Genomic DNA, 24,327 nt, shown 5'->3' with positions numbered 1-24,327 from the left:
CCGTGGCTGATCTCGTGGCCGATCACCCCGCCGATGCCGCCGTAGTTGATGGCCGGGTCCGCATCGGGATCGAAGAACGGCGGCTGCAGGATCGCCGCTGGGAACACGATCTCGTTGTTGGCGAAGTTGTAGTAGGCGTTCACCGTCTGCGGTGTCATGCCCCACTCGGCCTTGTCGACCGGCTGGTTCAGCCGCGCCACGTCGCGCTGCCAGTCGAAGGCGCCGGCGCGCACCACGTTGCCGTACAGGTCGTCCTTCTTCAGCTCCAGCCTGCCGTAGTCGCGCCAGGTCGCTGGGTAGGCGATCTTCACCGTGAACTTCGACAGCTTCTCCAGCGCCCGCTGCTTGGTGTCCGGGCCCATCCAGTCCAGCTTCTCGATGCGAGCGTGCAGCGCCGTGCGGATATCGCCCACCAAGGCGTCCATCTTGGCCTTCGACTCCGGCGGGAAGTAGCGAGCCACGTACACGCGGCCGACGGACTCGCCGATCGCGTTGTCCATGAACGCCGCCGCCCGCTTCCAGCGCGCCTGGATCTGCGGCTGGCCGGCCAGCTCCTTGTTGCGGAAGGCGTAGTTGGCCTGGACGAACCGGTCCGACAGGTAGGGCGCGGCGCTGTCGGCCACGTGGAAGGCCTGCCAGGCCTTCAGAGTCTCGAGCGGTGTGTCGGCATAGACCTTCGCCACCTTCGGGAAGGCGGTGTTGGTCGTCACCACCAGGCGTTCGACCTTCGGCAGCCCCGTCTGGGCAAGGTAGCGGTTCCAGTCGAAGCCGGGCGTGTAGGCGTTGAGCTCGCCCGGGCTCATGGGGTTGTAGGTCTTGTCGCGGTCGCGGCGCTCCACGCGCGTCCAGCTCGCCTCGGCGAGCTGCGTCTCGAAGGCCACGATGGCCTTGGCGCTCTCGGCCGGCGTCTCCCAGCCGATCATCGTCAGCAACTGGGCCACATAGGCTTCGTACTTCGCCTTCTTCTCGGCGAAGCTGGGCTGCAGGTAGTAGTCGCGGTCGGGCAGGCCCAGGCCGCCGTTGAAGGTCATCACCGCGTACTTGGTGGGCGCCTTGGCGTCGATGCTGATGCCCACCGGGAAGATCGAGCTGAAGCCGCTGGTGTTCGCCTTGCCCATGAGGGCGGTGAACTCGTCCTTGCTCTTCACCTTGCGGATCTGGGCCAGCTCGGGCGCCAGCGGCTTGGCGTCCAGCTTCTCGGCCAGCGCCTCATCCATGAACGCCGCATAGCCGGCGGCGATCTTGGCGGCGTCGGGGTCGCTCAGCTTGCCGGCGGCCGCGTCTTCGAGGATCGCGTGCATGCGGTTCTCGGACAGTTCGCGCAGCTTGTTGAAGTTGCCGTAGCGCACGCGGTCGGCCGGAATCTCGGTGCGCTCGTCCCACTTGCCGTTGGCGAACTTGAAGAAGTCGTCGCCCGGTTTGACGCTGCGGTCCATGCCCGAGACGTCGAAGCCCCAGGTCCCGTACCTCGGCGCGGTCAGCGACGCCGGGTCTATCGCGCCGCTGCTCGCAGGCGCGTCGGCGGCGAACAGCAGCTCCATCGTGCAGGCGGTGTCGGCGCAGGCGTGCTGTTCATGGGCCTGCGTTGCATTGGCCGCGAACACGAGGGCGGCCGCCGCCCCGGCGGACAGCAGGATTTTGCGCGTTTCGGAAATCATCGGGTCTCTTCTCGACTTGTCGGAGGCGTCTGCGCCTCAAACTCCCCATCGGGGGCGCAACAAACGAGGAAAACCGATCCCATGCAACAGGATAGCGGCGAGCGCCGTTCTGCGGCCTGCGGTTCAGGTCCCGAGCAGCCGCCGGTAGTGGTTGCGGGTCACGCTGTAGCACTCGCAGGTCATGGCCTGCAGTCCCGCGCGGTCGACGATGTCCACCACCCCGCGGCGATACCGGATCAGGCCCTTCTCCTGCAGCGAGCGCGCGACGGCCGTGACCGTCGTGCGCTGCACGCCCAGCATGTCCGCCAGGAACTCCTGCGTCAGGGCGAGGGTGTCGGTCGAGATGCGATCGTGGCAGGTGAGAAGCCAGCGGCAGAAGCGCGCCTCCACCGAGTGCAGGGCGTTGCAGGCCACCGACTGGACTGAATGGCCGTAGAGCGCCTCGGTATGGCGGTCGATCAGGTCGCGAAGCGCCGCGCTCTTCTCCCACGCTTCATGCAGCCGCTCTACGGCGATGCGGGCGGCGCGCAGCGGCGTCTGCACGATGGCGCGCGAGAGGGATTGCCGGGGCGACACCGCCGCCATCAGGCCCAGGGCCCCCTCCGGTCCGATCATCGAACTCTCGATGGCCGCGCCGTTCTCCATGAGCGTCATCAGGGAGATGACGCCATCATGCGGAAAGTAAACGTAGTCGATCGGATCGCCGGGATCGTACAGCAGCCGTCCGCGCTCGAGTTCGACCTGGATTAGGCCGGGGGCGACGAGCGCATGGTCCTGAGCGGGAAGCGCGTCTAGCAATCTGTTCTGTAACAGGGGTGCGGGCCTCTGCATCGGGGACTCGAAACGCCGCAGCACGGCTCGGGTTTCAAGTTATCGACGCCTTGGCCACAAGACTGTCGAGTACTCGACACTTTCTGGCGCTCGGTGATGAATTCAGCTTCGATTGGGACGCGCGAGTTTAACATAAGACGTCACCACGGCCCGCGCCGGGCGTCGGATAGTCGACGCAACTATAGCTTGGATGGGTCGACGCGGCCGAATCGGTTCGGCATTGATTGTGAGAGCGGGAAGCGACGGCCGAGTTCCTCGCGCCGCCGCTCCGCCGCCTGCATCTAGTGGAAGTTGAGGTCCCGCCGCTCGCCGACGTCCGGCGTCGTCTTGGACGTGTTCGCCTTGGCCACCTCGAAGGCGTACTTCAGCAGGCCACCCTCGGTGATCCACACCGCCGCCTCCGACACGTCCAGCCGCAGCAGGGTCAGGTGCGGATCGTCCTTGCCCTCGGGGTACCAGGCCGCCACATGGGCGTTCCAGTAGCGGTCGATGCGTTCGCGGTCGTGCGCGCGGGTCAGCCGCCCATCGATGCAGGCCTGCAGCTTGCGGTCCAGGAATATGAACGCGGCGTCCGCGCCGGCGCCCGCCGCCACCGCTTGCGCCAGGTCGGTGTCATCGCGCGTGAAGAACCACAGCGTGTTCGTGTCCTTCTCCACGAAGGCGGTCATCGGCTGGAAGTGGTGGCTGTCGTGCGTCAGGCCCAGCATGCCGGTGTGGTGATCGTCCACGGCCTTCCACAGGCGATCCTGGACTTCGGCGTCGGTCATTCGGTCGGTCATCGCGCTCTCCGGGTTGAGAATTGTGCGCTGCCCAAACCCGCGACGGACGCTGCGGTTGCGTGGCGTTCCCGACGCTGCTCGATCAAGGTTGAACAGAGTTATCCGACAACCTAGGGTGTGACGGGTTTGGCGGAGGGGGCTCCGATGCCTGCAGCAAGGACGACCGCGCGGGTCCCGCGCGACAACCGCAAGCGGCTCGCCGTCTTCTGCGACGGCACCTGGAACGACCTGCGGATGCCCAGCCTCACGAACGTGGCCCGGCTGGCCAAATGCGTCTCGCGCGAGGGCTGGGACGGGCGCGCGCAGGTGGTGTTCTACGATGCCGGCGTCGGGGTCTCGACGGGGGTCTCGCCCCTGGTGGACCGCCTGGTCGGCCTCCTCGGCGGGGCCTTGGGCCGCGGCATCGACGAGAAGATCGAGACCGCCTACCGCTTCCTGGTCCTGAACTACGAGCCCGGCGACGAAATCTTCGTCTTCGGCTTCAGCCGCGGCGCCTATACGGCCCGCAGCCTGGTCGGGCTGATCCGCAAGTGCGGCATCGTCCGGCGCGACTGCTTCGAGCAGATCCCGGAGGCGCTGCGCCTCTACCGCAGCAAGGCCGCCCCGTCCGACTCCGAGCTGATCAACTTTCGCGCCAGCTACGGCGCCCGCGTGCCCGGTACGGGCCGGCCGATCGCCACCGGCCCGGAGGACCTCTCGGAGGCTCCGCTCGACACCGCCCGCGACGCGTCGGGCCATCCGCCCGACGTCTGGGCCCGGCGCGCCATCCGCATGAGCCAGGTGGATTCCGAAGGCGCCGAGAAGGAGGTTCCGCCGCCTGAGCCTCCGCCGCTCGAAATCTACCGCATGATGTACGTGGGGCTGTGGGACACGGTCGGTTCTCTGGGCCTGCCGCCCTCGATCCCCATCCTCTCCCGGCTGCTGAACCGCAAGTACCGGTTCCACGACACGCGAGCGAGTTCGCTGATTTCGTCGCTGCGGCACGCCTGCGCGCTCGACGAAGACCGCAAGGTCTTCGACATCACCGAGGTGACCAACATCGACCGGCTGAACGGTGAGTGGGCTATCAACAACGGGCTTCAGATCGACTACGCCGATCGCCCCGGCTTCGTGCAGCCCTGGGACCGCCCGTTCCAACAGTGCTGGTTCCCGGGCGGCCACGGATCGGTCGGCGGCGGCAACCCGGAGCGCGGCCTGTCGTCGGGCGCCCTCGTCTGGGTGGCCGTGGGCGCCTTGCGCGCGGGGCTGAAGTTCGAGTGGGGCGGCAATTCCGAGCTGGCGAAGGCCAAGTCCGAGCGCACCCCTTTCGCCGACTGGCGGATCGACAAGGCGGGCCGGGCGCTGCCGCCCTGGGCCTTCGACTTCCTGGGCTTCCTCACCGGCTACCGCGACCGCCACGGGCCGACCAAGCCCTACGAGCTGTCCTGGGCGGCGCGGACGCGGATGGAGTCCGCGGAGGCGAACTACCGGCCCAGGACCCTGAAGCGCTTCACCGGCTCGGTTCAGCGTACGCCCCTCTACCGTGTCGTGGCGCGGGTCCTGGGTGTGCTCGTCTGGGTTGGGATCCTGGCGCTGCTGGCCTTGCTCTTCCGCGATCAAGTCTGCGACGCCACCGGCTGGCTCCGGGCCATGCTTCAGCCGCTGTGCTGCCGGGGCGCTTAGCCTGGACCTCGTCAACCCGCTCGCGCAGTGGACGCCCTGAGGCCCGCGCGTCAGGGCCGGCGATAGACCACCTTGCCGTCCACGATCGTCAGCACGGCGTGGCCCTTCGGGATTTCCGCCTCGGGCGCGGTCATCAGGTCGACGGAGAAGGCCGAGAGGTCCGCGCGCTTGCCAGGCTCGAGGGTCCCCAGCTCCTTTTCGGCGAACCGCGCGTAGGCGGCGCTCGACGTGAACAGCTTCAGCGCCTCGGCCCGGCTCAGCGCCTCTTCCGGATGCCAGTCGGCCGCGGAGAAGCCCTTGAGGTCCTTGCGCGCCACCGCCGCATAGAATTCCACCAGCGCGTCGCCCCGCTCCACCGGCGCATCCGAGCCGCCCACAACAACGGCGCCGGACTTCAGGAAGCTCTCCCAGGCATAGGCGCCGTTCAGCCGCTGTTCCCCCAGGCGGGCGGGGGCGAAGTGCAGGTCGCCGATGGCGTGGCTGGGCTGCATTGAGGCGATCACGCCCAGCTTGGCGAAGCGCGGGATGTCGGCGGGCCGCACGATCTGCGAATGCTCGATCCGCCAGCGCAGGCCGTCCACGCCCTGCTCGGCGTAGAGGTCGAGCACGTTGGCGTTCCCGCGGTCGCCGATCGCGTGGCTGGCCACCTGGATGCCGGCCTTCTTCGCCTTGGTCATGGCCGCGCGCATCGTCTCCGGCGGCGTGCGCACCAGGCCGCTCGTCCCGGGCGCATCGGCATAGGGCTCGAACAGCGCCGCCCCGCGCGAGCCCAGGGCTCCGTCCTCGTACAACTTGATGGCCCGGGTGGTGATCCGCCCGTCCTTCGTGGCGCGCGGCCCGCCGGCGAACAGCGGCCCGGCCTGGTCGGCGTCCACGGCGTTGTAGACCCGCAGCGGCGTCTTGCCCTCGGCGTTGAGCGCCTCCAGCAGGCCGACGTCCTTCCAATCGACGCTCATGGAGTGGACGCCGGTCCAGCCGTAGGCAGCCTCCACCTTGAACGCTGCGTCGAAGGCGGCGCGCCGATCGGCTTCGGTCGGCGGGAGCTGCAGTTTCCTCACCAGCGCCATCGCGTTGTCCACCAGCATGCCGGTCAGCTTGCCGTCGGGGCCCTTCAGGATCTCGCCGCCCGCCGGCGCCTTGGTCGTCTCGTCGATGCCGGCTGCCTTCAGCGCCGCCGTGTTGGCCACCAGCGCGTGGCCGTCGGCGCGCACCAGCAGGACGGGTTGCCCGGTCGAGAAGGCATCGACGTCCTCACGGCTCAGGAACCGGCCTTCGGGCCAGCCGGTCTCGATCCAGCCGCGGCCCCACACCGGTCCGCTCGGCTTGCGGGTCGCCAGATAGGTCTTCACGCGCTCCGCGGCCTCGGCGGCGGACTGGGCGCCTTCCAGGTTCAGCGATAGCTCGCGCTCGCCGATGCCGCGCAGGTGCGCGTGGGCGTCGGTGAAGCCGGGGAACAGGGCTGCGCCCTTCAGGTCGATCGTCTCGGTGCCGGGATTGAGCTTCAGGCGCACCGTCTTCGGATCGCCCACGAAGGTGATCCGGCCGTCCTGCACCACGACCACCTCGGCTGTCGGGTGGTCGGCCACGCCGGTGTATATGGGCCCGCCCGAGATCCACAGGTTCTGGGCGAGGGCGGGGCCGGCCGTCAGGGCGACGGTCGCGGCGGCGGCGAACAAGGCGGCTTTCATGCTGCGAAGCTAGCGGCCGATTTCCGCCGGAGCCAGCCTGCGCACGCGTTCCTCCGCGACCGGCCGGCCTGTGCGCAGGGGCCGGGCGCCTTAGTGCTCTTCTCCGCCGAGGCAGTGGTCGTAGACCGCCTTGGCCGTCCCCGCCAGGGTCACGGCGGCCGTGTGCAGGGCGGTCTGGCCGATCATCGAGTCGGCCTGTTGCGACAGGCCGAGCAGTTCCTCGGCGATCGCCGACAGCTTCAGATAGACGTCCCGGTCGTTCATGGCCCGCACCTTGGTATGTCCTTTGCTCAAGCACGGCCCGCGGGCTTGTGCTAGACCCGTCGCATGCTCTCCCGGCTTTCCGATCAACTTCCCGCGCGGCTTCGCGCACTGGGGTCACCGTGGCTTTGGACTGGCGTGCTCGTCGCCGTCGCGTTCTTCGTGCGCCTGCCGATGCAGCCCGTCCTCGGCGGCGGCCTGGCCTATTCCGCCTTCTATCCCGCCGTGATCCTGTCGGCCTACGCCTTCGGGCGCCGTCAGGCGACGGTGGCTGCGGTCGTCTCCGGCGTTCTGGCGTTCTGGGTCTTCGTCGAGCCCGCCTATGCCTGGAAGGTGACGCCCCAGATCCTGACGGCCTTCGTGTTCTTCGCCGTCACGTGCGCGGTTGCGATCATCGTCATCACGGGCCTGACCGGGGCGCTCCGGTCGGTCTCCGGTGAGCTCGGCCGCGCTCAGGCCGTCGCCGAGAGCCATGCGGGCCTGTTCCGCGAACTGAACGAACGGATGAGCCACCACATGCGGCTGGTGGCGGGCGTGCTGGCGCTGCAGGCCAAGGGCGAGCCCGAGCCCCAGGTGGCGGACGGCCTGAAGCGCGCCATGGAACGCACCCTGCTGATTTCCCGCGTGCACCTCGAACTTGGCGGCCGCGGCCGCGAGTCGGTCGATTTCGATGCGTTTGCCGCGGCCCTGGCCCGCGCTGTCTGCACGGCCCGCGAGCAGCCCGCCGACCGCGTGCTGGTCCAGCCGTCCGGCCTGCGGCTGGGCGTGGAGGAGGCGACGTCGCTCGGGGTCGCGCTGGCCGAGTGCATCGACACCCTGCTGACGGCCGAGGTCGCCGGGATCCTGCGCATCCGCTTCGACGCCCGGGCCCGCCAGGCCGAGGTGGCCATCTCCGGCGTGGGAGGGGAAGGCGAGGGCATGCTGGTGTCGGTCACCAATGGCTACCTGCTGCGGGCCATGACCGAGCAACTGGGCGCCGCGGTGGCCCTGCGGGCGGATTCCGAGGGGTCCGCGCTCGTCCTGTCCATTCCGCGTGGCGGCGCCGCCCGCCCAGAGGCGGCGACCTCCACGCTCCACTAGTCGCGTGGACCGGTTCGGGGGAAGGCGCGCCTTCCCCCGCCAGGCTGCCTAGTAGCCGTTGAGCAGAACCTCGGCGATCAGGCCGGTCGCCAGCGCCATCAGCACGAAATTGCCATCCGCATAGACCCAGCGATAGCCGGGGGGCGGGGCGCGCAAGCCGTAGTAGTAGGGGTCCTGCACGTAGTAGCGGCGATAGCTGGCCGGCACGTAGGCCCCGCGCCGCCACACGTGGCCGCGCACGACGGGGTAGTAGCCGTAGCCCGGCGCATACCAGTAGCCGGGTCGCACGCCGCGGTAGCCGCGCCATTCGGTCCGGTTGCGCCAGGTGTCGGCGCGGGCGCGGTTGTAGCGGACCTCGGCCTGGCTGCGGCGCACCTCGGCGCGGTCGCGCGAGAGTTCTCGGGCCTCGCGGCCCGTGATAACGCCGTCGCGGCGCGCGTCGCGGCGATCTTCCTTCAGTTCGCGACGGTCCTCGCGCAGCTCGCGGCGGTCCTCGTGGCGCTCGTGTCCGGGCTGGGCGGACGCCGTGATCGGGGCGGCGACGGCGGCCAGCGCGACGGCGGCGTACAACAGGTTCTTCATGACGGATCCTCGGATGAGATGTTCCAGCGGAGCCAGGGGACGCCCGGCGCGCTGAACCCGTCCTGAACCCCCAGCGTCAGCTTAGGTTCATCTGAGGCGTCTGCTGGCGCGGTCCTTGCTGCGCCGCGCTCGACGAATCTGTTCGTCCAGCCTTGAAACTCGCGCCACAATCGCGCCGTAATTCGCCACGGGTATGCACGACCGAGCCCTCCGCCTGTCCGAACTTCTGCAGGCGCGCGCATCCGGCGACGCGCCGCTCGAACTGCTGCTCGATTCCTGGCCGGTGGTGGAGGACGCGGTGCTGGCCCACAGCGGTCACGCGCGCGAGGACCTGGCGGCCGCAGCCGACGCCCTGCCCCCCGTGGCCGGAGCCCTGGCCGACCGGCGCGCCCTGGCCTGCGCGGTGGTCGACGCCCGGGGCCGCGCCTGCTTCGCCGACCCCGGCTACCTGGAACTGTTCCCGGATTCGGCCGACTTGCGTCCGCTGCTGCGCCGCGCACAGCGTGAGGGGCCCGTCGTCAGTCTCGTCGAAGGCGCCGCCGGCGCGGCGTTCACCGCCTGGGTGGGCGACGCCGAGGCCGCCCTGCGCTGGACCCTCGGACCCCAGGCGGCCGACGCCCTGCGCGCCGCGCCCGATCGGTTCGCGGTGGTGGTCTGCGCGCCGTCGCGTTCTTCCGAGCTGGCCCGCCGGGCCGCCCGCGCCCTGGACCTGACCGCCCTGGAGGCGAGGCTGGCCGAGGCGCTGCTCTTCGCGCCCAACCTGGACGTCGCCGCCGCCGACGCCGGCGTCGGGCGCGAGACCGCCCGCGACGCGCTGCGCCGTCTCAACGCCAAGGCCGGCGTGCGGCGCCTGCCCGAGCTGATCGGTCGGCTGATCGCCATCATGTGCGTCACCGGCGACCAGATCGGTGGGGATGAGAGCCTGGCCGAGACCGCCTTCGGCCTCACCCCCGCGGAGGCGCGGGCCGCCGCGCTCATCGCCCGCGGCGCCACGGCGCGGGAGGCGGCCCAGGCCCTCGGGCTCAGTCCCGAGACGGTCAAGACGCATATGAAGGCCGTGCTCCAGAAGACCGGGGCCAAGGGCGCAAAGGACCTGGCGCGGCTGCTCGTTGAGGCGCGCGAACTGGTCGCCGTCGCCTCGGCCTCCGAGCCGCTGGTCGGGGAAGAGGCGGGGGGCGGGCGCCTGCGCATCGTGGCGGCCCTGGATGGCGCGCGGCGGGTCGCCCTTATCGACTACGGGCCCTACGACGCCGAACCCCTTCTGGTGTTCCACGGCGCCGCCGCCGGCCGCCGCATCCCCGAGGACTTCCGCCGCGCGCTGGTCGAGCGGGGCCTGCGCCCGATCGTCGTCCAGCGCCCCGGCTTCGGCCTCTCCGACCCCGCCCACGGCGACTACGCCGCCACCGGCGCCGCCGACATGGCCGCGGTGGTGGATCGCCTGCGCCTGCGCAAGGTGCGGATGCTCGCCCGCGACACCGGCATTCCGGTCGCGCTGCAGTTCGCCCGCGACTTCCCCGGCCTGCTGGGCCGCGCGGTGCTGCTCAACCCCAACCCGCCCATGGCCCTGGGGGTCGACCGTCCGGCCCTCGGCGCCGGGATCCAGCGCCACCTCCTGCGCAATCCGGACCTGGTGGTCACCTTCGCGGAATTCCTGCGCCGGCAGACGACGACCCAGCTCCTCAACCGAATCCTCGACAGCGTCTTCTCCGAGATGCCGGGCGACGCGGCGGCGCTTTGCGATCCCGAGGTGCGCGCCTTCCTCATCCGCGACATCCAAGCCCTGTGCGCCCGCTCCATGTGGGGCTTCGCCTCCGAGCACGCCGCCTACGCCAACGGCTGGACCCCACCGGCCGGCCTCGGCGACCACGACTGGACCGCGGTGGTCGCGGGCGAGCTGCGCGGCGCGCCGGATCCTGGCTGGCTCGGGCTGCCCGGCCTGCGCGTGGTGCGGCTGGAGGGCGCCGGCGTCCTCCCTCAGTTCACCCACGCCGAGGCGCTCGCCGAGCTCACCGCCGGCCGCTGATCGGACACCCCCAATCGGGGGAGGCCGTCGTCCCACGCCCGGCCTTACCCTTGGAACATCAGGGGTTTCATGGGGGAGACCATGCGCGACATCATCATCCTGGGCGCCGCTGCGGCGGCGCTCGTGGCGGGCCCGGCCTCCGCCCAGGCGCTGCAGGTGAGCTATCCGGGCGACGCGTCCATGACCTGCACCGCCCTGTCGACCGAGGCCTCCCGCATGGATCAGCTCATGGCCGACGCGAACGCCCAGGTCTCCAAGGCCAACGGCACGGCTCAGGGCGCGAACCTCGCCTCCACCGTGGCGGTGGAAGGCATGCTGCGCACCGGCGTCCTCGGCCGTGTCCCCGGCGCGGGCATGTTCGCCAACAACATGGCCGCCGCCGCCAAACAGCGCGCCGCCCAGGTTCAGGCCCAGGCCCAGGAGACGATCCAGACCGCCACCACCCGCAAGGCGCTGATCGCGGGCCTCTATTCGGGCAAGGGCTGCGACGCGCCGCCGGCCGCTCCGCCCGTTCCCCCGGCCGAAACCACGGCGTCTCCTGCGCCCACCGGCCTCTGACGCCTCGGAGCCGGGTCGGGCCCGGCCATCCATGGAACCGTGCAGGCGCGCGGACGGGGTTTCGCCCCCATGCGACCTCCCGGTCGCTCGCCTTCCATGGGTGGTCGGACCCGACCCGACTCCGTCCCGCCACGCTCCGGCCTTGCTTCGCCCGATGGGCGAAGTCGGTTGCCTTGGACGTCGGCGTTCGCCAAATCTGCACCCATGGCCACCCGCATCCCCCCGGGCCGGATAGCTCTCCAGGCGTTGATCTCGTTGGCTGTGGCCGTGGTGCTCATCGGCGCGGCCACGCTGGCGCGCGCGGCGCTGGGACCGAAGCTCGGCGCGCTGTCACCCTTCATGCTCTATGTGGCGGCGGTGCTGGTGGCCGGCCTGGTGCGCGGCCCGCTGTGCGGCGCGATCGTCATGCTGGGCGGCGGCCTCTTGGCCTTCCGCCTGTTCCTTAGCGCGAATGGGGTACCGCAGGACGGGTCGGTCGTGGCGCTGATGATCTTCTGGGGCGTTTCGGCGCCGGTGCTCGTCACAGCCAACGAATTGCGGGTCCAGCTCGGTCGCGCGATGGCGAAGCTCTCCGCAGCCCTCGAGCGTAACGGCCGCACGCCGGCCTGACGCTTTTTTTCGCCTGACGGGCGAAAGTGTCGGTTCGGCGACTCAACTGACCGGCGAAGAGTGTATAGTCGGCCGTCGGAGGCGCCGGCCATGCCGCTCTTCACCTTCTATCCGTGCCGCGCCGATGGCGCCTCTCCCGCTTTCGAGACCATCGAGTGCGCCGATGACGCTGCCGCCCTGAGGCGCGCGCGCCGGGTGCTCGAAGACCACCTCAGCGCCGCCGAAGTGGTCGTCTGGCGCGGCGAGCGCCGCATCGGCGCAGTCGCCCGGGTCGCCGACGAGGCCTGACGCACGCCGGCCTTGCCCTGGCCGCAGGCATCGGCGAAAGCCTGGGTATGCCGCGTCCGCCAAAGCCGGAACCTTCGCCCGAACGCACCCGCAGCGTCGCGGCCGTCCGCATCATGGCCCTGGTCAGCGCGGCGCTCGCGGTGATGTGCGTCTATCTCGCCCACGCCTGGAAGACCGAGCGCGACACCGCCGCCTGCTGGCGTGCGGCCGCCGAATTCCAGCTCACGCCCGAGGGCGACTGCCGGGGCTGATCAGCCCGTGGCGCGGAACGTGAACGGGCCGGTGTGCCCCACCGCCTGGTCGAACGTCACCCACAGTTCGCCGCCGATCGCCCGCCAGCGCCGGCAGAACGAGACGTCCTCGCTCATGGCGATGCCGTTGTCGTCGATCAGCGCTTCGAAGCACTGCAGCACGTTCTTCAGGCCCTGGAACTCATAGTAGCTGCCCGCCGCCGGTCGATAGAGTTCCGGATAGGCCTCGCGCATCTTCGCCAGCGCCTGGCGCTGGATCAGCATCAGCCCGGCCGGCGCCATCACCGCCTTGTGGAAGTCGCCCCGCGCCTCGTGCGGCTGCGCCAGCTCGAACGGATAGCTCAGCGCCGCGGCCATGGCCGAGCCGGCGTCGGGCTGTCGCCGCGCCTGGGCGTAGAAGGCCTGCAGGTCCAGGGTGCGATGCGGATAGACTGCCGACACCACCGGCTGGTCGAACGCCAGCATCCGCTTCACCACCCGCGCCGGGAAGTCGATATCGGCGTCGACGAACAGCAGGTGGGTGTAGTCCTCCTCCAGCACGTGACTCGCAAAGACGTTGCGCGCCCAGGCGATCAGGGTCGCCTTGGTCGTCCGCCAGTCCGCCTCGGCGCCGATTTCGGTCCACAGCTCCAGCAGCGAACGCGTGTACTGCGTGGTGAGCTGGCCGTTGTAAGTGGGCGTTCCGACCAGGATCTTCATGGGAGGGAAAACATCCGCCGTACTTGTCTAGCGCTGGTCTCAGTCATGGGTGGAGCGCGCAAGATAAAGGCGCCTGATGGATGTGAGATAGACCTTCGAGAGGGGTTTTGGTCTATCTAAATCAAACGTAATGTTTCCTCGCCGCCATGTGACGTCGGCGTTACAATTATCCGTAACAATTCTGTATAGAGTAAACTACAATCGTATTTCGGGCAAGGCCGGTTTGGCGGTGAGATGCCGGCCATTGCGGTGCGGCGCGGGGCGACCTAACCCTCGGGACCGAACCGACGAGGGGCGTCTTCAGTGCTCAGACGATATGTGGCCGCCGTGGCGTTGGCCGTGGTCCTGGCCGGGCCGGCCGCGGCCGAGACCGTGCTCTACCGCAACGCCGCCCTGATCGACGGCACGGGCGCGCCACCGCGGAGCGGCATGAGTGTCCTGGTCGAGGGCGAGCGGATCAAGGACGTCCAGCCGACCGACCGCCTGCCTGCACCCACCGGCGCCCGCGTCGTCGACCTCACCGACAAATATCTGTTGCCCGGCCTGATCGACAGCCACGAGCACCTGGCCACCCCGCCCAACCGCCGCCAGGCCGAGGCCAGCCTGCGCCGCGACCTCTACGGCGGCGTCACCTCGATCCGCGACATGGCCGACGACCTGCGCTCCGTGGCCGAGCTCACCCGCGCCTCGCTCCGGGCTGAGATCCCCGCGCCCGACATCTACTACGCCGCCCTTATGGCTGGCCCCTCGTTCTTCGCCGACCCGCGCACCATCGCTGTCAGCTACGGCTACACGCCCGGCAAGACGCCGTGGATGCAGTCCATCGATGAGGCGACCGACCTGCGCGAGGCCGTCACTCTGGCCCGCGGGACCTCGGCCACCGCCATCAAGATCTATGCGAACCTGCCGGCCGACCTGGTGACGAAGATCTCGGCCGAGGCCCACCGCCAGGGCCTGAAGGTCTGGGCCCACACCGCCGTCTACCCGGCCACGCCCGCCGAGGTGGCCGCCGCGAAGCCCGACGTCATGAGCCACGCCTGCTCGCTGGGCCACCAGGCGCTTGGCACGCCCCAGACCTACCAGTCGCGCACGCCGATGGACCCCGCGCCCTTCCTGAAGTCCGATAACCCCGAGGTCGCCAAGGTGCTGGCGACCATGAAGGCCAACGGCACGATGCTGGACGCCACCACCAGCCTCTACGCCAACATCGAGGCCGAGGCCGCGAAGGACCCCAAGGCCAGGAAGCCGCTCTGCACCGGCGCCATGTCCGACGCCCTGGTGCGCCAGGCCTGGAAAGCGGGGATCGAGCTCTCCACCGGCACCGACTGGGTCGCCCCCTATGACGACCCATGGCCCACGCTGCACCACGAGCTGGCCGCCCTGGTGAAACTGGGCATGCCGCCCGCCGAGGTGATCCGCGCCGCCACCCTAAACGGCGCCCGCGCCGCCGGCCAGGCCGACGACATCGGCTCGATTCAAGCCGGCAAGCGCGCCAACCTGATCGTGGTCGCCAAGGACCCGACCGCCGACATCGCCAACCTGAAGACCCTGGAATTCACCGTGAAGCGCGGCCGCGAATACCGCCGCGCCGACTTCAAGCCCCTCACCAAGGACGAGTTGGAAGACCGATGAACCGCCGCACCCTGCTCGCCCTGTCCGCCGCCGCAGCGGCCGCGCCCGCCGTCGCCACGGCAGCCGCCGACCCGATCGCCGGCATGACGGTGATCAACGCCCTGGGCGGCCTGGACGACCCCAACTTCCCCGAGCGGACGCGGCCCGAACTGACGCCGCGCATCCTGGCCGACGCCCGCGCCTCGGGTCTGACGGCGGTCAACTGGACCATCGGCTACGTGGCCGGGCCCGACGAGCCGTTCCAGAAGTCTGTGGCCGACATCGGTCAGTACGACGCCCTGATCCGCGCCCATCCGAAGGACGTCATCAAGGTCCTCACCGCCGCCGACATCGCCCGCGCCAAGGCCGAGAAGAAGGTCGGCGTCATCTACGGCTTCCAGAACGCCGCGATGATGGGCGACGACGCGAGCCGCGTGGACATCTTCGCCGACCTCGGCGTGCGCATCATCCAGCTCACCTACAACCTGCGGAACCAGCTCGGCGACGGCTCGATCGTGCCCGAGGGCCGGGGCCTCACCGAGTTCGGCCGTAAGGTCGTCGACCGCCTGAACGCCAATCGCGTGATGGTCGACCTCAGCCACTCCGGCCGCCAGATCTGCCTCGACGCCATCCAGTCCTCGAAGCAGCCGATCTCGATCAACCACACCGGCTGCCGCGCGCTCACCGACCTGCCGCGCAACAAGACTGACGAGGAGCTGCGCGGCGTCGCCGAAAAGGGTGGCTTCGTGGGCATCTACTTCATGCCGTTCCTGAACCTGTCGGGCCATGCCCGCGCCGTCGACGTGGTGGCCCACATCGAGCACGCGCTGAACGTCTGCGGCGAGGACCACGTGGGCATCGGCACCGACGGCACGATCACGCCCATCGACGACCTCGACAAATACGCCGAGGCGCTGCGCAAGGAGCACGAGGACCGCAAGGCCAAGGGCATCGCCGCGCCGGGCGAACGCGCCGACACCCACCCCTTCGTCGACGACCTGCGCGGCCCCGACCAGTTCCGCAAGCTCTACCGCCTGCTCGCCGAGCGCGGCCACAAGCCCGCCCGCATCGAGAAGATCCTGGGCGGCAACTTCGTGCGCTATGCGAAGACGGTATGGGGCGCCTGAACCGAGGCGGCCCTATATCCGCCGGGTGAAGCCCGCCCGCCTGTCCCTCGCCCTTGCTGTCGCCGCGGGCCTCGCCGGCTATGCGTGGCTCCAGTGGTCGCCGCCGCCGGGCCGCAAGCTGGAGGCCAGTCCAGCCGTGACCAAGGTGCTGGGCGACAGGGGCTCGCCCGCCGCCGGCGCCGCGACGCCCGACGTCACGGTGGTGGTCTTCACCGACTATCAGTGCCCGGTCTGCAAGGCGACCGACCCCGCGATCACCCGCCTGCTGGCCGTCGATCCCAATGTCCGCGTGGTTTGGAAGGACTGGCCGATCCGCGGGCCGATGTCCGACCTCGCCGCCCGCACTGCGCTGGCCGCCCATCGCCAGGGCCAGTACCTCCCCGTGCATGACGCCCTGATGGCGGCCCGCGGCCAGCTCACGCCCGCCCGCATCGCCGACGTCGCCGTCGAGGCGGGCGCCGACCGCGAACGCCTCGCCGCGGACCTTCGCGACCACGCCCGCGAGATCGACGAGCAGCTCTCCGGCCACAAGCTCCAGGCCTTCTCCCTGGGGCTCCAGGGCACGCCGACCTACCTTGTCGGCCCATACCTCATCCAGGGCGGCCTCGGCGACCGCGCCCTCGCCTCCGCCGTCGCCCGCGCGCGGCGGAGCGGGCCGCCCCGGTGAAACCTTCGCCGCCTTCGCGCACTCAGCACCGTATGATCCGCCACTTCATCCCCATCGCGGTCCTGGCGGGCGTGCTCAGCGTGGGCGCGTGCCAGGGCAAGGCGACGTCCGGCGACGCTTCCGAGCCCGCGCCGTCCGAGAGTGCGACGCCGCCCGCCCAGACGACCACCGGCGCCGGCGGCGCGGCCACGGGCGTCGCCGATCCCAATCCGACCGGGGCCGGCGCGACCACCGGCGCCACGCCGGGCGACCCTTCGGGCTCGATGGGGGCCACCAACCCGACGCCCCCCACGTCCCCGGCGCAGTCCGAGCAGCCGCTCAGCCCGCCGCCCAAATAGGCTGCTTCAGCGAACCTGCCAGCCGCGCGCGGTCAGCCAGCGCCGCGCCTGCTCCGCGGCGTCGGGACCCAGCGTGCCCGGGATCGGCTGGATCACCGCGCCGTCGCCGTTGATCAGGATCACCCCGCCCGAAGAGCCGTCGGTGCGCACATAGCCCACCGCGCTCTCCCGCGCCCGCTGGCCGGTGCGGGCCAGATATAGCGGCCATTGGAAGACCACCTGCAATTCGGCGTCCTGCTTCGGCGTCGCGCCCGGGGGCGGTCCGCCCGGCGGGTACCGCACCTCCGCCGGCGCGGCCTCGGGCCGCGGCTCGGGCTGGCGCGTGGTCTTCGCCGGCTCGCACGCCGCGAGCGCCAGCGCCGCCAGGCTCCATCCGATTGTCCGCAACAGCGCCATCACAACACCTCCTTGGGCGATCATGCCGCAACCGCCGGGTGGTTCCCAAGCCCGATTTGTTCTGTTTTTGTTCGCGAATGAAATCCATGACCCCGATGAAGCGCATACCGCTGGGTCCCGAAGCTTCCATGGGCGACTTCCGCCGTTATCCGGGCTGCCGCTTCCTGATCACCTGCGCGCTCTGCTCCTGGTCCAAGGACTACAATCCCGAGCGCGTCATCGCCCGCCTGCAGGAGCTGCGCCGGGGCGGCCATGCCACGCCGATCCAGCGCCTCGCCCGCTACGTCGCCTGGAACTGCCCGACCTGCTCGCACGTGAAGTGGCGGGCCGAGCTTGCCTGGCCGCCCGGCCTCACGCCCGGCGAGGTGCGCCGCCTGACCAACGTCTACCGGAACTAGCCCCGGCGGCCGCCGTTGCCTTGGCGGAGGGGACGTCATGAAGAGCCTCTTCGCCTTGGCCGTCATCCTCAACGCGGTGTCCGTCAGCGGATGCGGCAAGCCCCGCACGGCTGAGCCTCCGCCCAGCGCCGCAGACGGCGCCACGGCGTCGCCGGACGCCACGGCCTCGGCAAGACCGGCCACCCTCGATCCCTACGGCGCCGCGGAGGCGATCCCGTCCACCCCGCCGGTCGACCAACCGCCGCCCTCCGCGCCCGAGCCGCCGGGCGGCCTGCCCGCGCCGAAGTAGCCGGCGCACGCTCACGCTTGCCAGCCGGCGTCCGCGCGCCATGTTGGAGGTTACGCCGGAGGTTCGCCATGTGCCGCAACATCAAGACGCTGTTCAACTTCGACCCCGCCGCCACCGACGAGGAGGTGCGCGCCGCAGCTCTCCAGTTCGTGCGCAAGCTGTCTGGGTTCAACACGCCGTCCAGGGCCAACAAGGCCGCCTTCGACGCCGCGGTCGAGGCGGTGTTCCTGGCCGGCCATCGCCTGCTGCACGATCTTGAAACCCAGGCCCCGCCTCGCGACCGCGACGTCGAGGCCGCCAAGGCCCGCGCCCGAAACGCCGAACGCTTCGGGACGAAGGCGCCCGCCTAGTCGTCGACGCGCGTATAGGGCCGCGCGGAGCCCTCTTCGACTTCGCTGCGCCAGCGGCCCTGGTCGTCTTCGTAGACGATGCCCGTGGTCGCCCCTGGCACGCGCTGCTCGCCGGCCGCCCGCACCGCCGCATCATGCGCCGCCTGCCGGCTCGGGAAGGTCTCCGAGAAGGTGCCCCCGACCTTGTAGGCCCAGCCGCCGTCGTGTTGGACCAGGTGGTAGGTGACCTCGCTCATGCCGCGCTCCTCTCGATCCAGTCAGTAGAACCGTGGGATCGGCCCGAGCTGCGGCGTCCGCCGCTCGCCCAGGTCGAACACCACCTCGTCCACATAGCACCAGCCCCAGCCTTCGGGCGGGTCGTAGCCCTCGATCACCGGATGCCCCGTCGCGTGGAAATGCGCTGTCGCGTGCCGGTTCGGACTGTCGTCGCAGCAGCCCACGCGCCCGCAGGTCCGGCAAAGCCGCAGATGCACCCACTGCGACCCCATCTTGAGGCATTCCTCGCAGCCGCGCGCGCTCGGCGTCACGTCGGCGATGGCCTGGGCGTGCCGGCAGGGCAGGTCTTCCATGGCGTCCACTCCAGCCTCGCCGTCACCATGGCGCGTAAACGGCCTCGGCGCTACTCGCTGATCCCGTGCGCCGCCAGGTGCGACGCCACTTCGCCCTTGGCGATCCGGGCCAGCGGGTTGGGCGTGGCCTCGCCCACCTTCCTCAGCGTGTTGCGGTCGCGGTGCTTGAACAGCGCCTCCTGCCCGCGCACGGCCAGCATGGTGTCGGAGGTGTAGCTCCAGCTTCCGTCCGGATTGAAGACGATCTCCAGCTCGTACGACTCCGTCCGGAACGCCCACTCCAGGAAGTCGGTCGAACAGATACCGTAGCCCGGCGTGCCGCGCTCGGCCCGCACCACGATTCTGCCGTCGCCCTTCTGTCCCTGGCCCTTTGCCAGCGCCGTTTGCCCACGCGGGATCGCCAGGGTCTGCATGATGAGGCCCGTCGCCGGCTCCCACAGCCAGTAGCCCATCTGGTCGTGGAAGGTGGTGTCCTCCTCCGGCGTGGCGATGTGCACGTGATAGCGCAGGCCGTACAGCAGTTGCGGCCCGTTCGGCTGCGGGTCGATCGGCTGCATCTCGACGCGTTCGAGATAGGCTCGCCGTTCTGGACCGTCCGCCTTTGGATTCAGGTCGATGCCCTTTAGCCCCTCCCAGATTCCCGCCAGCGGCGTCAGCGGGCCCAGGTTCGCCAGGGTGTCGGGATCGACGTCCTCCGGCTCGGTGAAGATGTCGTCGGGAAAGGGGTTCATCCGGGTCCTGTCCTACTTGCCGGTGGCCGCGCGCTCGGCCTTCTGCTTGTCGACCATGGCCTTCACGTCGGCCAGCAGGGCGTGCGCGTCATAGGCGACGCCGCGGGTCACGGTCCACTTCACCCCGCCCACGCGCTCCACCTTGTTGTCTGCGCTCAGCCGCTCGTGGCCGGTGCCGTAAAGCGTCTTGAAGTTAGCTAGCGGGTTTTCGGGCACGATCACCAGGTCGGCGCTCATCCCCGGCTTAACGATCCCGAAGCTGGGGACCTCGCCCTTGGGATCGGCCAGCGTCCGCGCGCCGTTGCTGGTCGCCGCCTGGATCACCTCCAGCGGCGTGAACCCGGCCTCCTGCAACAGCTCCAGCTCCTCGATGTAGCCGAAGCCGTACAGCTTCCAGATGAAGCCCGAGTCCGACCCGGTGCTCACCCGCCCGCCCATGTTCTTATAGTCGTTCACCAGCCGCATGAAGCGCGCATAGAAGTTGCGCCAGGCCACCTCGTTGCCGGTGGTCCAGTCGTAGAAATAGCTGCCGTGGTTGTCGCGCGTGGAGACGAAATAATCCCGCAGGCTGGGCAGCGTGTAGATCGAATGCCAGTCGGCGTTCTTCGCCCGCATCAGGTCGCGCGACGCCGCGTAGATCGTCATCGTCGGGTCGAAGTCGACGTGGTGGGCCTTCTGCGCCTCCAGGTAGGCCACCCATTCCGGCGAGCCCGGCTCCACCTCGTCCCAGATCTCGGCCGCCTCGCCGAACCGCTTGGCCTCGTCGTAGAAGTTATAGTCGTTCGGGAATTTCTGCAGCCGGCCGGCTTTCAGCATCGACTCGAAGTGGCCGTAGAAGTGGGTGACGGTCCCCAGCCCCGCGTCGCCCATCTGCCGCGCGTTCATCCCCGCCACGCCGGGCGGCGAGATATGGGCCACCGTGCCCAGCCCCAGCTTCTTCGCCTCGTCGATCGCCGCGGTCATCACCTCCGGCGTCTCGTCCATCAGGGCGAAGAACTTGATGCCGTCGACGCCGTTCTTCGCCGCCCACTGCACCCAGGCGCGCGCCTTGGCCGGCCCGTCGATCCGCCCGCCGCTCCAGCCCGAGCCCAGGGTCTGGTAGTTGTAGATGCGCGGCGCGACGATCTCGCCGCGGGCGCTGCGGGCCTTCTCCGACACCGCGATGTCGTGCGGCGCCAGGCTCACGCCGCGCACCGTCGTCACCCCGTGCGCCAGCCACAGCTTGTAGGCGTACTCCAGGTCGGGCGACTTCACAGGGTCGCCGCCGTGGACGTGCAAGTCGACGAAGCCGGGCAGGGCGTACATGCCCGTGGCGTCGATCTCCTTGTCGGCGTCCAGCGGCGCGCGGTTCGACTTCAGCGGCAGGCCGGGCCAGCCCGCCTGGATCACGTCGGTGATCTTGTCGCCCTCGATGACGATGTCGACCGGCCCGCGCGGCGGCGCGCCCGTCCCGTCGATCAGGGTCACGCCCCGGATCACCAGCTTGCGATAGGGGCCCAGCCCTTCGTTCGTCCGGCGTGGTGGGGCCGGGTGCATGACCCGCTTGGCTACCGGCGCGGCGGACGGCGCCTGCGCCAGGGCGGGCTGTGTCGCCGCCAACGCCGTCCCGATCGCCATGGCCAAGGCAAAGGCCAGGCTTCCCAGCCGCCGCACGGCCGCCGCCGAACGCCCCATCATATCCCCCGTCGAACTCCGGGGGCGACGATAGCGCCGCCGGAGTTCGCCGCAACTGGCGGACGTCGCGATCGTTGGATCTATGGGAAAGCGCCCGCCGGTCGGGCGCAGGATGCCTCCGACGCTCCCCAGCGCCGGAGGCTGCGCCTGCGTCGAAGCACAGCGAGGCAAGCGCGGGCATGAAGCTCTGCCGTACAGCGTACGCAAGCACGGCGTTGCCCATTCTGTGTCGGAAATTCGCCTCCCGCGTGTGGCGAATCGACTTGATTACAAAAGGTTTTCTCCGCGCTACCGCACGAGGCTCGCCGCCGTCCCGCTGGCAGTCCATCATCGACGAAAGGTCTTCCCCGCGCGGCCAAGCGGTCCAGCGCTGGGCGGAGGGCAGGCTATCTGTCGGCGGAGGCTTCGGCGCCCCCGACGCCGGCCGGCGCGAGCACGAAGCAGGCCTGCCCGGCCTTCGTCAGCTTTCGGCAGGCGTCCTGGGCCGCCGCCTCCGTGGCGAACCCTTCGAGCCGGGCTTCGAACCGCATGTGGTCGCCCGGGATCCGGCTTGTGGGCAGCGCGTCGCGAACGTCGGGCGCCAGCGGCGCCAGCACCTTGCGGGCCTTGGCCAGCGCGCGCCGCGCCCCGTCCTCGGACGGACCGCGCGCGACCTGGATCGCATGGCTCGTGGGCTCCGGGGCGCGCGTCGCCAACGGCGGTCCTTCCGGGGTGATCCCGGCCTCGGGCGCGGGCGCTCCCTTTTGCACCACGCAGTCTTGTCCGGCGCGCTTCAGCGACTCGCAGGCCGCGCTCGCCGCCACGAACGTGCCGAATCCGCCGAGAAGGCCGGCGTACGTCTGCACCTCGCCCTCGGCGCTCGAAGACGTCCAGCCGACCAGATGCTTCGCCGGGGGCCCGAGCGCCTTGCGCGCCGCCTTCACCGCACGATCCGCTCCGTCCTGGGAGGGACCAAGCGCAAGCTGCAGCGCCCAACCCGAGGGCTTGGGCGTGCTGTCCTGGGCAACGACCATCGGCGCGGTGGGCAAGACGATCTCCAGCGGCGCAGAGGCGGTGACGGCCGGGGGCGGACGGGAGCGCATCGGCGGGCCCTCCGTCGGGATCGCCTGGGTCGGCGCCTCCGCGACCGGCGTGGTCTTCGGCGGTGCGACGGGGCCCTGGGGAGCCGATGCGCGCTGGGCCCTGCCGCTCCGCAAGGGCCAGACGTAGTCGGCATCGCAAGCCGCGGCGACCAGTTGCGCCGCCGGCTCGTTCCGGAGCGGACTGACAGCTTGCCCGTCGCTGGCTTGCGGCGAGGGCTTTCCGGCGCGGTTGCGAAGGGGGTAGGTCGCGCTGCGGATCACGCGGACGCGCCGCTGCGGACAATCGATCAGCAGGTTCGCGTCCCACGACGTAAAGCCATGAAGGGCGCGCCAGTCGTCGGTCAGCGGCTCGGTGCGCACCAGCACCATCACCTCGCCGGTGGGCAGGGGCGCGCCCAGGGGCTCGAGGCTGTAGATGCTGTCCGGCCCGATCAGGACCACCTGCGATGGCCGCAGATCCGTCGTGCGCGCCAGCCAACCGGTCAGGTCTTCGATCTCGACGGCGCGGGCCGCGCCGCCAAGCGACCACCCAAGCGCCGCTGTCAGGACCGCCCGGCCCAGCCTACGCCAACGTTCACCGTGCGCGTCCGCCATGGCCCTGGTCTAGAAGCGGGAGCGCTAAGACAACCTTAACCACACAGGGGCGGCGCTCGCAGCCCGTTGGGACCGGCGGCGTCCGCAAAAATGTGCAGTTCCGCCGGGCGGCCCGGCGCCTGAAGCCTCGCGGTGGTTTCATCCATTCGGGGGCTCATCGCCATGTTCGTTCGTCTCGCCGCGGCCGTCGCCGCCTGCCTCGCCCTGTCCGCCGGCGCCGCCCAAGCGGCCGGCGCGGCCTCGCCGCTCGACCTCTGCAAGGGCGGCCAGTTGGTCGTCGTACGGCTCAACACGGTCAAGCCGGGCGCCAAGGCCACTTACGAGAAGGCCGCCCGGGATCACGCCGCCTGGTACCGCTCGCACGGCTTCAAGGAGAACCGCCTGCTGGTCGGGCCCGTGATCAACGGCAGTCGCGGCGAGGGCTGGACGGCTTCAGAAACTGAATACGCCTCGATCCACATGGACGCCCCCGGCGTGCCCGCCGATAAGCGCGACGCGGCCTGGGACGCCTACGTAAAGGAATACCGCGACAGCTCCGATCTCACCGCCGACAAGTTCGTCTGCCTGCGCGAGATGAAGTAGCGACCGGTTCGAGCCTTAACGGCGGGTCGCGCTCAGGCCCCGCCGTCCGCGAGGGCGGCGTGGGCCGACACCCGGGCCATTTCCAGGACGAGCGCGTAATGCCGCTCCACGTCCTCGGCAAGCGCGGGCGCAGCCACCAGGCGACGCCCGTCCGTCCGTAGCAATCCCTGCGCTTCGCCGTCGGCCAGCAGCCGGGCCACGTGGGTGCGCGACACGAACGCCCCCTGCGCGAGCGCGCGCTGCGACAGGGGGGCGCTCTCCAGCAGGCGGTCGCCTCCGGCCGGCTGGGCGACGATCAACTGTTCCAGCAGCCGCGCGCCGCCGTCGCGCCCAAGGAACAGCACCACCGGCTTGTCGGGTCCGTTGAACAGGTCCGGGCGCGCCGCTGTGTTTAGCCCCAAGTGCAGGGCTACACCCCTGCGAAAGCTCCGGTCCGCCAACCGCTGCAGCGCGGGCTCCAGTCGAGGGTCGCAGCGCGCCGTCGCCCGCAGCATCGTCTCCAGGCCTCGCCTTAGCACGCCGTCCATCCGCTCGGAGGCCCGATGGACGCCGCGCGCGTCCACGTCCAGGAAGCCGTTGGCGCGCGCCCGCCGCAGGTAGAGCCGTGCGCGCCCCTCGCTGCACGTTCGGTTGGCCAGCGCCGCCTGGACCAGTTGCGCCGTGGTGAAGCCGCCCATTATCGCTTCGAGCGCGAACGCCGCGCCCGTCAGCGCCGCCCGCCCCAGGTCGCTGGTCAGCCACCGCTCGGCGGGTGAGGCCGCGCCGTACTCGGCCAGGTGATCGCGGGCGAGCTGCGTCACCACCTCGCGAAAAGCCGGATGCGCCCGGATCGCCGCGAACGCCTCTGGCCGGAACGGTTCGTCCGACGCGTCCGCAACCTGCTGACCCTCGACGCTCCCGTCCATCGGCGCCCCCGATTCCTGCCCGGCGCATAACTGCCCCGCCCGCGC

General features: G+C 70.4%; 29 protein-coding genes. 15 read left to right on the top strand and 14 right to left on the bottom strand.

All coding sequences use genetic code 11. The features are described from left to right. The 3 genes from Q0L11_RS10410 to Q0L11_RS10400 form a co-directional block, all read right to left on the bottom strand. Positions 1-1,658, bottom strand: a 1,658-nt coding sequence (locus tag Q0L11_RS10410) for a M13-type metalloendopeptidase (RefSeq protein ID WP_296597134.1), incomplete at its 3' end; no start/stop codon positions are given. Positions 1,659-1,781: 123 nt separating this feature from the next. After that, entirely contained in the window at positions 1,782-2,456 is a 675-nt protein-coding gene (locus Q0L11_RS10405) for a Crp/Fnr family transcriptional regulator (protein ID WP_296597133.1), read from the bottom strand. A gap of 314 nt (positions 2,457-2,770) precedes the next feature. Next, entirely contained in the window at positions 2,771-3,268 is a 498-nt protein-coding gene (locus Q0L11_RS10400) for a pyridoxamine 5'-phosphate oxidase family protein (RefSeq protein ID WP_296597132.1), read from the bottom strand. A 144-nt stretch (positions 3,269-3,412) separates the two neighbouring features. Here Q0L11_RS10400 and Q0L11_RS10395 point away from each other — a divergent pair, with 144 nt between their 5' ends. Next, on the top strand, positions 3,413-4,930 hold the full coding sequence (locus Q0L11_RS10395) for a DUF2235 domain-containing protein (RefSeq protein WP_296597130.1): 1,518 nt from the start codon (positions 3,413-3,415) through the stop codon (positions 4,928-4,930). 50 nt (positions 4,931-4,980) lie between these two features. On the opposite strand, the gene Q0L11_RS10390 is transcribed toward Q0L11_RS10395, so the two are convergent. Together Q0L11_RS10390 and Q0L11_RS10385 are read right to left on the bottom strand one after the other, a co-directional pair. Next, positions 4,981-6,618 carry an amidohydrolase gene (locus tag Q0L11_RS10390; RefSeq protein ID WP_296597129.1) on the bottom strand — a complete coding sequence of 546 codons (1,638 nt, stop codon included), beginning with the start codon at positions 6,616-6,618 and terminating at the stop codon, positions 4,981-4,983. 90 nt (positions 6,619-6,708) lie between these two features. Then, positions 6,709-6,882, bottom strand: a complete 174-nt coding sequence (locus Q0L11_RS10385) for a hypothetical protein (RefSeq protein WP_296597128.1) — start codon at positions 6,880-6,882, stop codon at positions 6,709-6,711. A gap of 63 nt (positions 6,883-6,945) precedes the next feature. On the opposite strand from Q0L11_RS10385, the gene Q0L11_RS10380 reads away from it, so the two are divergent. Beyond that, the gene (locus Q0L11_RS10380) at positions 6,946-7,959 is read left to right on the top strand and encodes a DUF4118 domain-containing protein (RefSeq protein ID WP_296597127.1); all 1,014 of its coding nucleotides are present in this window, start codon (positions 6,946-6,948) and stop codon (positions 7,957-7,959) included. Between the two features lie 48 nt (positions 7,960-8,007). Here Q0L11_RS10380 and Q0L11_RS10375 read toward each other — a convergent pair whose 3' ends face one another. After that, positions 8,008-8,541, bottom strand: a complete 534-nt coding sequence (locus Q0L11_RS10375; RefSeq protein WP_296597126.1) for an RcnB family protein — start codon at positions 8,539-8,541, stop codon at positions 8,008-8,010. 193 nt (positions 8,542-8,734) lie between these two features. On the opposite strand from Q0L11_RS10375, the gene Q0L11_RS10370 reads away from it, so the two are divergent. The 5 genes from Q0L11_RS10370 (at position 8,735) to Q0L11_RS10350 (ending at position 12,270) form a co-directional block, all read left to right on the top strand. Then, complete coding sequence (locus Q0L11_RS10370) at positions 8,735-10,564, top strand: alpha/beta fold hydrolase (protein WP_296597124.1); 1,830 nt, start codon at positions 8,735-8,737, stop codon at positions 10,562-10,564. Positions 10,565-10,645: 81 nt separating this feature from the next. Continuing rightward, complete coding sequence (locus tag Q0L11_RS10365) at positions 10,646-11,122, top strand: hypothetical protein (protein WP_296597122.1); 477 nt, start codon at positions 10,646-10,648, stop codon at positions 11,120-11,122. 204 nt (positions 11,123-11,326) lie between these two features. Next, the gene (locus Q0L11_RS10360; RefSeq protein WP_296597121.1) at positions 11,327-11,731 is read left to right on the top strand and encodes a hypothetical protein; all 405 of its coding nucleotides are present in this window, start codon (positions 11,327-11,329) and stop codon (positions 11,729-11,731) included. Positions 11,732-11,821: 90 nt separating this feature from the next. Then, complete coding sequence (locus Q0L11_RS10355) at positions 11,822-12,019, top strand: hypothetical protein (RefSeq protein WP_296597119.1); 198 nt, start codon at positions 11,822-11,824, stop codon at positions 12,017-12,019. Positions 12,020-12,066: 47 nt separating this feature from the next. Beyond that, positions 12,067-12,270 carry a hypothetical protein gene (locus tag Q0L11_RS10350; protein ID WP_296597117.1) on the top strand — a complete coding sequence of 68 codons (204 nt, stop codon included), beginning with the start codon at positions 12,067-12,069 and terminating at the stop codon, positions 12,268-12,270. Here the strand turns inward: Q0L11_RS10350 and Q0L11_RS10345 are convergent, their stop codons facing one another. Beyond that, positions 12,271-12,969 (bottom strand): hypothetical protein, encoded by a 699-nt coding sequence (locus Q0L11_RS10345; RefSeq protein ID WP_296597115.1) that lies wholly within the window; start codon positions 12,967-12,969, stop codon positions 12,271-12,273. A gap of 303 nt (positions 12,970-13,272) precedes the next feature. Between Q0L11_RS10345 and Q0L11_RS10340 the strand changes: the two genes are divergently transcribed. Genes Q0L11_RS10340 through Q0L11_RS10325 form a run of 4 tightly spaced genes read left to right on the top strand, consistent with a single transcriptional unit; the run spans position 13,273 to position 16,712 of the window. Further along, a complete protein-coding gene (locus Q0L11_RS10340; RefSeq protein ID WP_296597113.1) occupies positions 13,273-14,601 on the top strand; it encodes an amidohydrolase family protein in 1,329 nt (442 codons plus the stop codon). Beyond that, positions 14,598-15,707: a membrane dipeptidase gene (locus Q0L11_RS10335; RefSeq protein ID WP_296597112.1), complete on the top strand. Its 1,110-nt coding sequence runs from the start codon at positions 14,598-14,600 to the stop codon at positions 15,705-15,707. Before Q0L11_RS10340 ends, Q0L11_RS10335 begins: the two co-directional genes overlap by 4 nt. Before the next feature lie 25 nt (positions 15,708-15,732). Next, on the top strand, positions 15,733-16,374 hold the full coding sequence (locus tag Q0L11_RS10330) for a DsbA family protein (RefSeq protein WP_296597111.1): 642 nt from the start codon (positions 15,733-15,735) through the stop codon (positions 16,372-16,374). Between the two features lie 32 nt (positions 16,375-16,406). Next, positions 16,407-16,712, top strand: coding sequence for a hypothetical protein (locus Q0L11_RS10325; RefSeq protein ID WP_296597110.1), 306 nt, complete (start codon positions 16,407-16,409; stop codon positions 16,710-16,712). A gap of 6 nt (positions 16,713-16,718) precedes the next feature. Here the strand turns inward: Q0L11_RS10325 and Q0L11_RS10320 are convergent, their stop codons facing one another. Beyond that, positions 16,719-17,108, bottom strand: coding sequence for a hypothetical protein (locus tag Q0L11_RS10320; RefSeq protein WP_296597109.1), 390 nt, complete (start codon positions 17,106-17,108; stop codon positions 16,719-16,721). Positions 17,109-17,194: 86 nt separating this feature from the next. On the opposite strand from Q0L11_RS10320, the gene Q0L11_RS10315 reads away from it, so the two are divergent. The 3 genes from Q0L11_RS10315 to Q0L11_RS10305 all read left to right on the top strand — a co-directional run bounded on the left by Q0L11_RS10315 (position 17,195) and on the right by Q0L11_RS10305 (position 18,145). Further along, on the top strand, positions 17,195-17,506 hold the full coding sequence (locus tag Q0L11_RS10315; protein ID WP_296597107.1) for a hypothetical protein: 312 nt from the start codon (positions 17,195-17,197) through the stop codon (positions 17,504-17,506). A gap of 37 nt (positions 17,507-17,543) precedes the next feature. Further along, a complete protein-coding gene (locus Q0L11_RS10310) occupies positions 17,544-17,795 on the top strand; it encodes a hypothetical protein (RefSeq protein ID WP_296597106.1) in 252 nt (83 codons plus the stop codon). A gap of 68 nt (positions 17,796-17,863) precedes the next feature. Continuing rightward, complete coding sequence (locus tag Q0L11_RS10305; protein WP_296597104.1) at positions 17,864-18,145, top strand: DUF2277 domain-containing protein; 282 nt, start codon at positions 17,864-17,866, stop codon at positions 18,143-18,145. On the opposite strand, the gene Q0L11_RS10300 is transcribed toward Q0L11_RS10305, so the two are convergent. The 5 genes from Q0L11_RS10300 to Q0L11_RS10280 all read right to left on the bottom strand — a co-directional run bounded on the left by Q0L11_RS10300 (position 18,142) and on the right by Q0L11_RS10280 (position 22,795). After that, the gene (locus Q0L11_RS10300; RefSeq protein ID WP_296597103.1) at positions 18,142-18,381 is read right to left on the bottom strand and encodes a DUF2188 domain-containing protein; all 240 of its coding nucleotides are present in this window, start codon (positions 18,379-18,381) and stop codon (positions 18,142-18,144) included. The two genes, Q0L11_RS10305 and Q0L11_RS10300, sit on opposite strands and share 4 nt — an antisense overlap. Positions 18,382-18,402: 21 nt before the next feature. Then, positions 18,403-18,714, bottom strand: a complete 312-nt coding sequence (locus Q0L11_RS10295) for a UBP-type zinc finger domain-containing protein (RefSeq protein ID WP_296597102.1) — start codon at positions 18,712-18,714, stop codon at positions 18,403-18,405. Between the two features lie 50 nt (positions 18,715-18,764). Next, a complete protein-coding gene (locus tag Q0L11_RS10290; RefSeq protein ID WP_296597101.1) occupies positions 18,765-19,445 on the bottom strand; it encodes a heme-binding beta-barrel domain-containing protein in 681 nt (226 codons plus the stop codon). Between the two features lie 12 nt (positions 19,446-19,457). Then, on the bottom strand, positions 19,458-21,119 hold the full coding sequence (locus Q0L11_RS10285; protein WP_296597100.1) for an amidohydrolase family protein: 1,662 nt from the start codon (positions 21,117-21,119) through the stop codon (positions 19,458-19,460). A gap of 386 nt (positions 21,120-21,505) precedes the next feature. Beyond that, the gene (locus tag Q0L11_RS10280; RefSeq protein WP_296597099.1) at positions 21,506-22,795 is read right to left on the bottom strand and encodes an SPOR domain-containing protein; all 1,290 of its coding nucleotides are present in this window, start codon (positions 22,793-22,795) and stop codon (positions 21,506-21,508) included. 162 nt (positions 22,796-22,957) lie between these two features. On the opposite strand from Q0L11_RS10280, the gene Q0L11_RS10275 reads away from it, so the two are divergent. Further along, positions 22,958-23,377 (top strand): hypothetical protein, encoded by a 420-nt coding sequence (locus Q0L11_RS10275; protein ID WP_296597098.1) that lies wholly within the window; start codon positions 22,958-22,960, stop codon positions 23,375-23,377. Between the two features lie 32 nt (positions 23,378-23,409). Here the strand turns inward: Q0L11_RS10275 and Q0L11_RS10270 are convergent, their stop codons facing one another. Next, positions 23,410-24,282 (bottom strand): hypothetical protein, encoded by an 873-nt coding sequence (locus Q0L11_RS10270; RefSeq protein WP_296597097.1) that lies wholly within the window; start codon positions 24,280-24,282, stop codon positions 23,410-23,412. Between the last annotated feature and the right edge of the window lie 45 nt (positions 24,283-24,327).

The organism is Phenylobacterium sp. (assembly GCF_024508875.1).
In the GTDB taxonomy this organism is placed as follows: domain Bacteria; phylum Pseudomonadota; class Alphaproteobacteria; order Caulobacterales; family Caulobacteraceae; genus Phenylobacterium.
The sequence above is the reverse complement of the archived record's forward strand: the minus strand, read 5'-3'. Positions and strand labels throughout refer to the sequence as shown.

Bases quoted from the DNA above. Each gene is read 5' to 3' on its own strand.
- Q0L11_RS10400 (WP_296597132.1), bottom strand. From the start codon at position 3,268: ATGACCGACCGAATGACCGACGCCGAAGTCCAGGATCGCCTGTGGAAG.
- Q0L11_RS10395 (WP_296597130.1), top strand. From the start codon at position 3,413: ATGCCTGCAGCAAGGACGACCGCGCGGGTCCCGCGCGACAACCGCAAG.
- Q0L11_RS10390 (WP_296597129.1), bottom strand. From the start codon at position 6,618: ATGAAAGCCGCCTTGTTCGCCGCCGCCGCGACCGTCGCCCTGACGGCC.
- Q0L11_RS10385 (WP_296597128.1), bottom strand. From the start codon at position 6,882: ATGAACGACCGGGACGTCTATCTGAAGCTGTCGGCGATCGCCGAGGAA.
- Q0L11_RS10380 (WP_296597127.1), top strand. From the start codon at position 6,946: ATGCTCTCCCGGCTTTCCGATCAACTTCCCGCGCGGCTTCGCGCACTG.
- Q0L11_RS10375 (WP_296597126.1), bottom strand. From the start codon at position 8,541: ATGAAGAACCTGTTGTACGCCGCCGTCGCGCTGGCCGCCGTCGCCGCC.
- Q0L11_RS10370 (WP_296597124.1), top strand. From the start codon at position 8,735: ATGCACGACCGAGCCCTCCGCCTGTCCGAACTTCTGCAGGCGCGCGCA.
- Q0L11_RS10365 (WP_296597122.1), top strand. From the start codon at position 10,646: ATGCGCGACATCATCATCCTGGGCGCCGCTGCGGCGGCGCTCGTGGCG.
- Q0L11_RS10360 (WP_296597121.1), top strand. From the start codon at position 11,327: ATGGCCACCCGCATCCCCCCGGGCCGGATAGCTCTCCAGGCGTTGATC.
- Q0L11_RS10355 (WP_296597119.1), top strand. From the start codon at position 11,822: ATGCCGCTCTTCACCTTCTATCCGTGCCGCGCCGATGGCGCCTCTCCC.
- Q0L11_RS10350 (WP_296597117.1), top strand. From the start codon at position 12,067: ATGCCGCGTCCGCCAAAGCCGGAACCTTCGCCCGAACGCACCCGCAGC.
- Q0L11_RS10345 (WP_296597115.1), bottom strand. From the start codon at position 12,969: ATGAAGATCCTGGTCGGAACGCCCACTTACAACGGCCAGCTCACCACG.
- Q0L11_RS10335 (WP_296597112.1), top strand. From the start codon at position 14,598: ATGAACCGCCGCACCCTGCTCGCCCTGTCCGCCGCCGCAGCGGCCGCG.
- Q0L11_RS10325 (WP_296597110.1), top strand. From the start codon at position 16,407: ATGATCCGCCACTTCATCCCCATCGCGGTCCTGGCGGGCGTGCTCAGC.
- Q0L11_RS10320 (WP_296597109.1), bottom strand. From the start codon at position 17,108: ATGGCGCTGTTGCGGACAATCGGATGGAGCCTGGCGGCGCTGGCGCTC.
- Q0L11_RS10315 (WP_296597107.1), top strand. From the start codon at position 17,195: ATGACCCCGATGAAGCGCATACCGCTGGGTCCCGAAGCTTCCATGGGC.
- Q0L11_RS10310 (WP_296597106.1), top strand. From the start codon at position 17,544: ATGAAGAGCCTCTTCGCCTTGGCCGTCATCCTCAACGCGGTGTCCGTC.
- Q0L11_RS10305 (WP_296597104.1), top strand. From the start codon at position 17,864: ATGTGCCGCAACATCAAGACGCTGTTCAACTTCGACCCCGCCGCCACC.
- Q0L11_RS10300 (WP_296597103.1), bottom strand. From the start codon at position 18,381: ATGAGCGAGGTCACCTACCACCTGGTCCAACACGACGGCGGCTGGGCC.
- Q0L11_RS10295 (WP_296597102.1), bottom strand. From the start codon at position 18,714: ATGGAAGACCTGCCCTGCCGGCACGCCCAGGCCATCGCCGACGTGACG.
- Q0L11_RS10290 (WP_296597101.1), bottom strand. From the start codon at position 19,445: ATGAACCCCTTTCCCGACGACATCTTCACCGAGCCGGAGGACGTCGAT.
- Q0L11_RS10285 (WP_296597100.1), bottom strand. From the start codon at position 21,119: ATGGGGCGTTCGGCGGCGGCCGTGCGGCGGCTGGGAAGCCTGGCCTTT.
- Q0L11_RS10280 (WP_296597099.1), bottom strand. From the start codon at position 22,795: ATGGCGGACGCGCACGGTGAACGTTGGCGTAGGCTGGGCCGGGCGGTC.
- Q0L11_RS10275 (WP_296597098.1), top strand. From the start codon at position 22,958: ATGTTCGTTCGTCTCGCCGCGGCCGTCGCCGCCTGCCTCGCCCTGTCC.
- Q0L11_RS10270 (WP_296597097.1), bottom strand. From the start codon at position 24,282: ATGGACGGGAGCGTCGAGGGTCAGCAGGTTGCGGACGCGTCGGACGAA.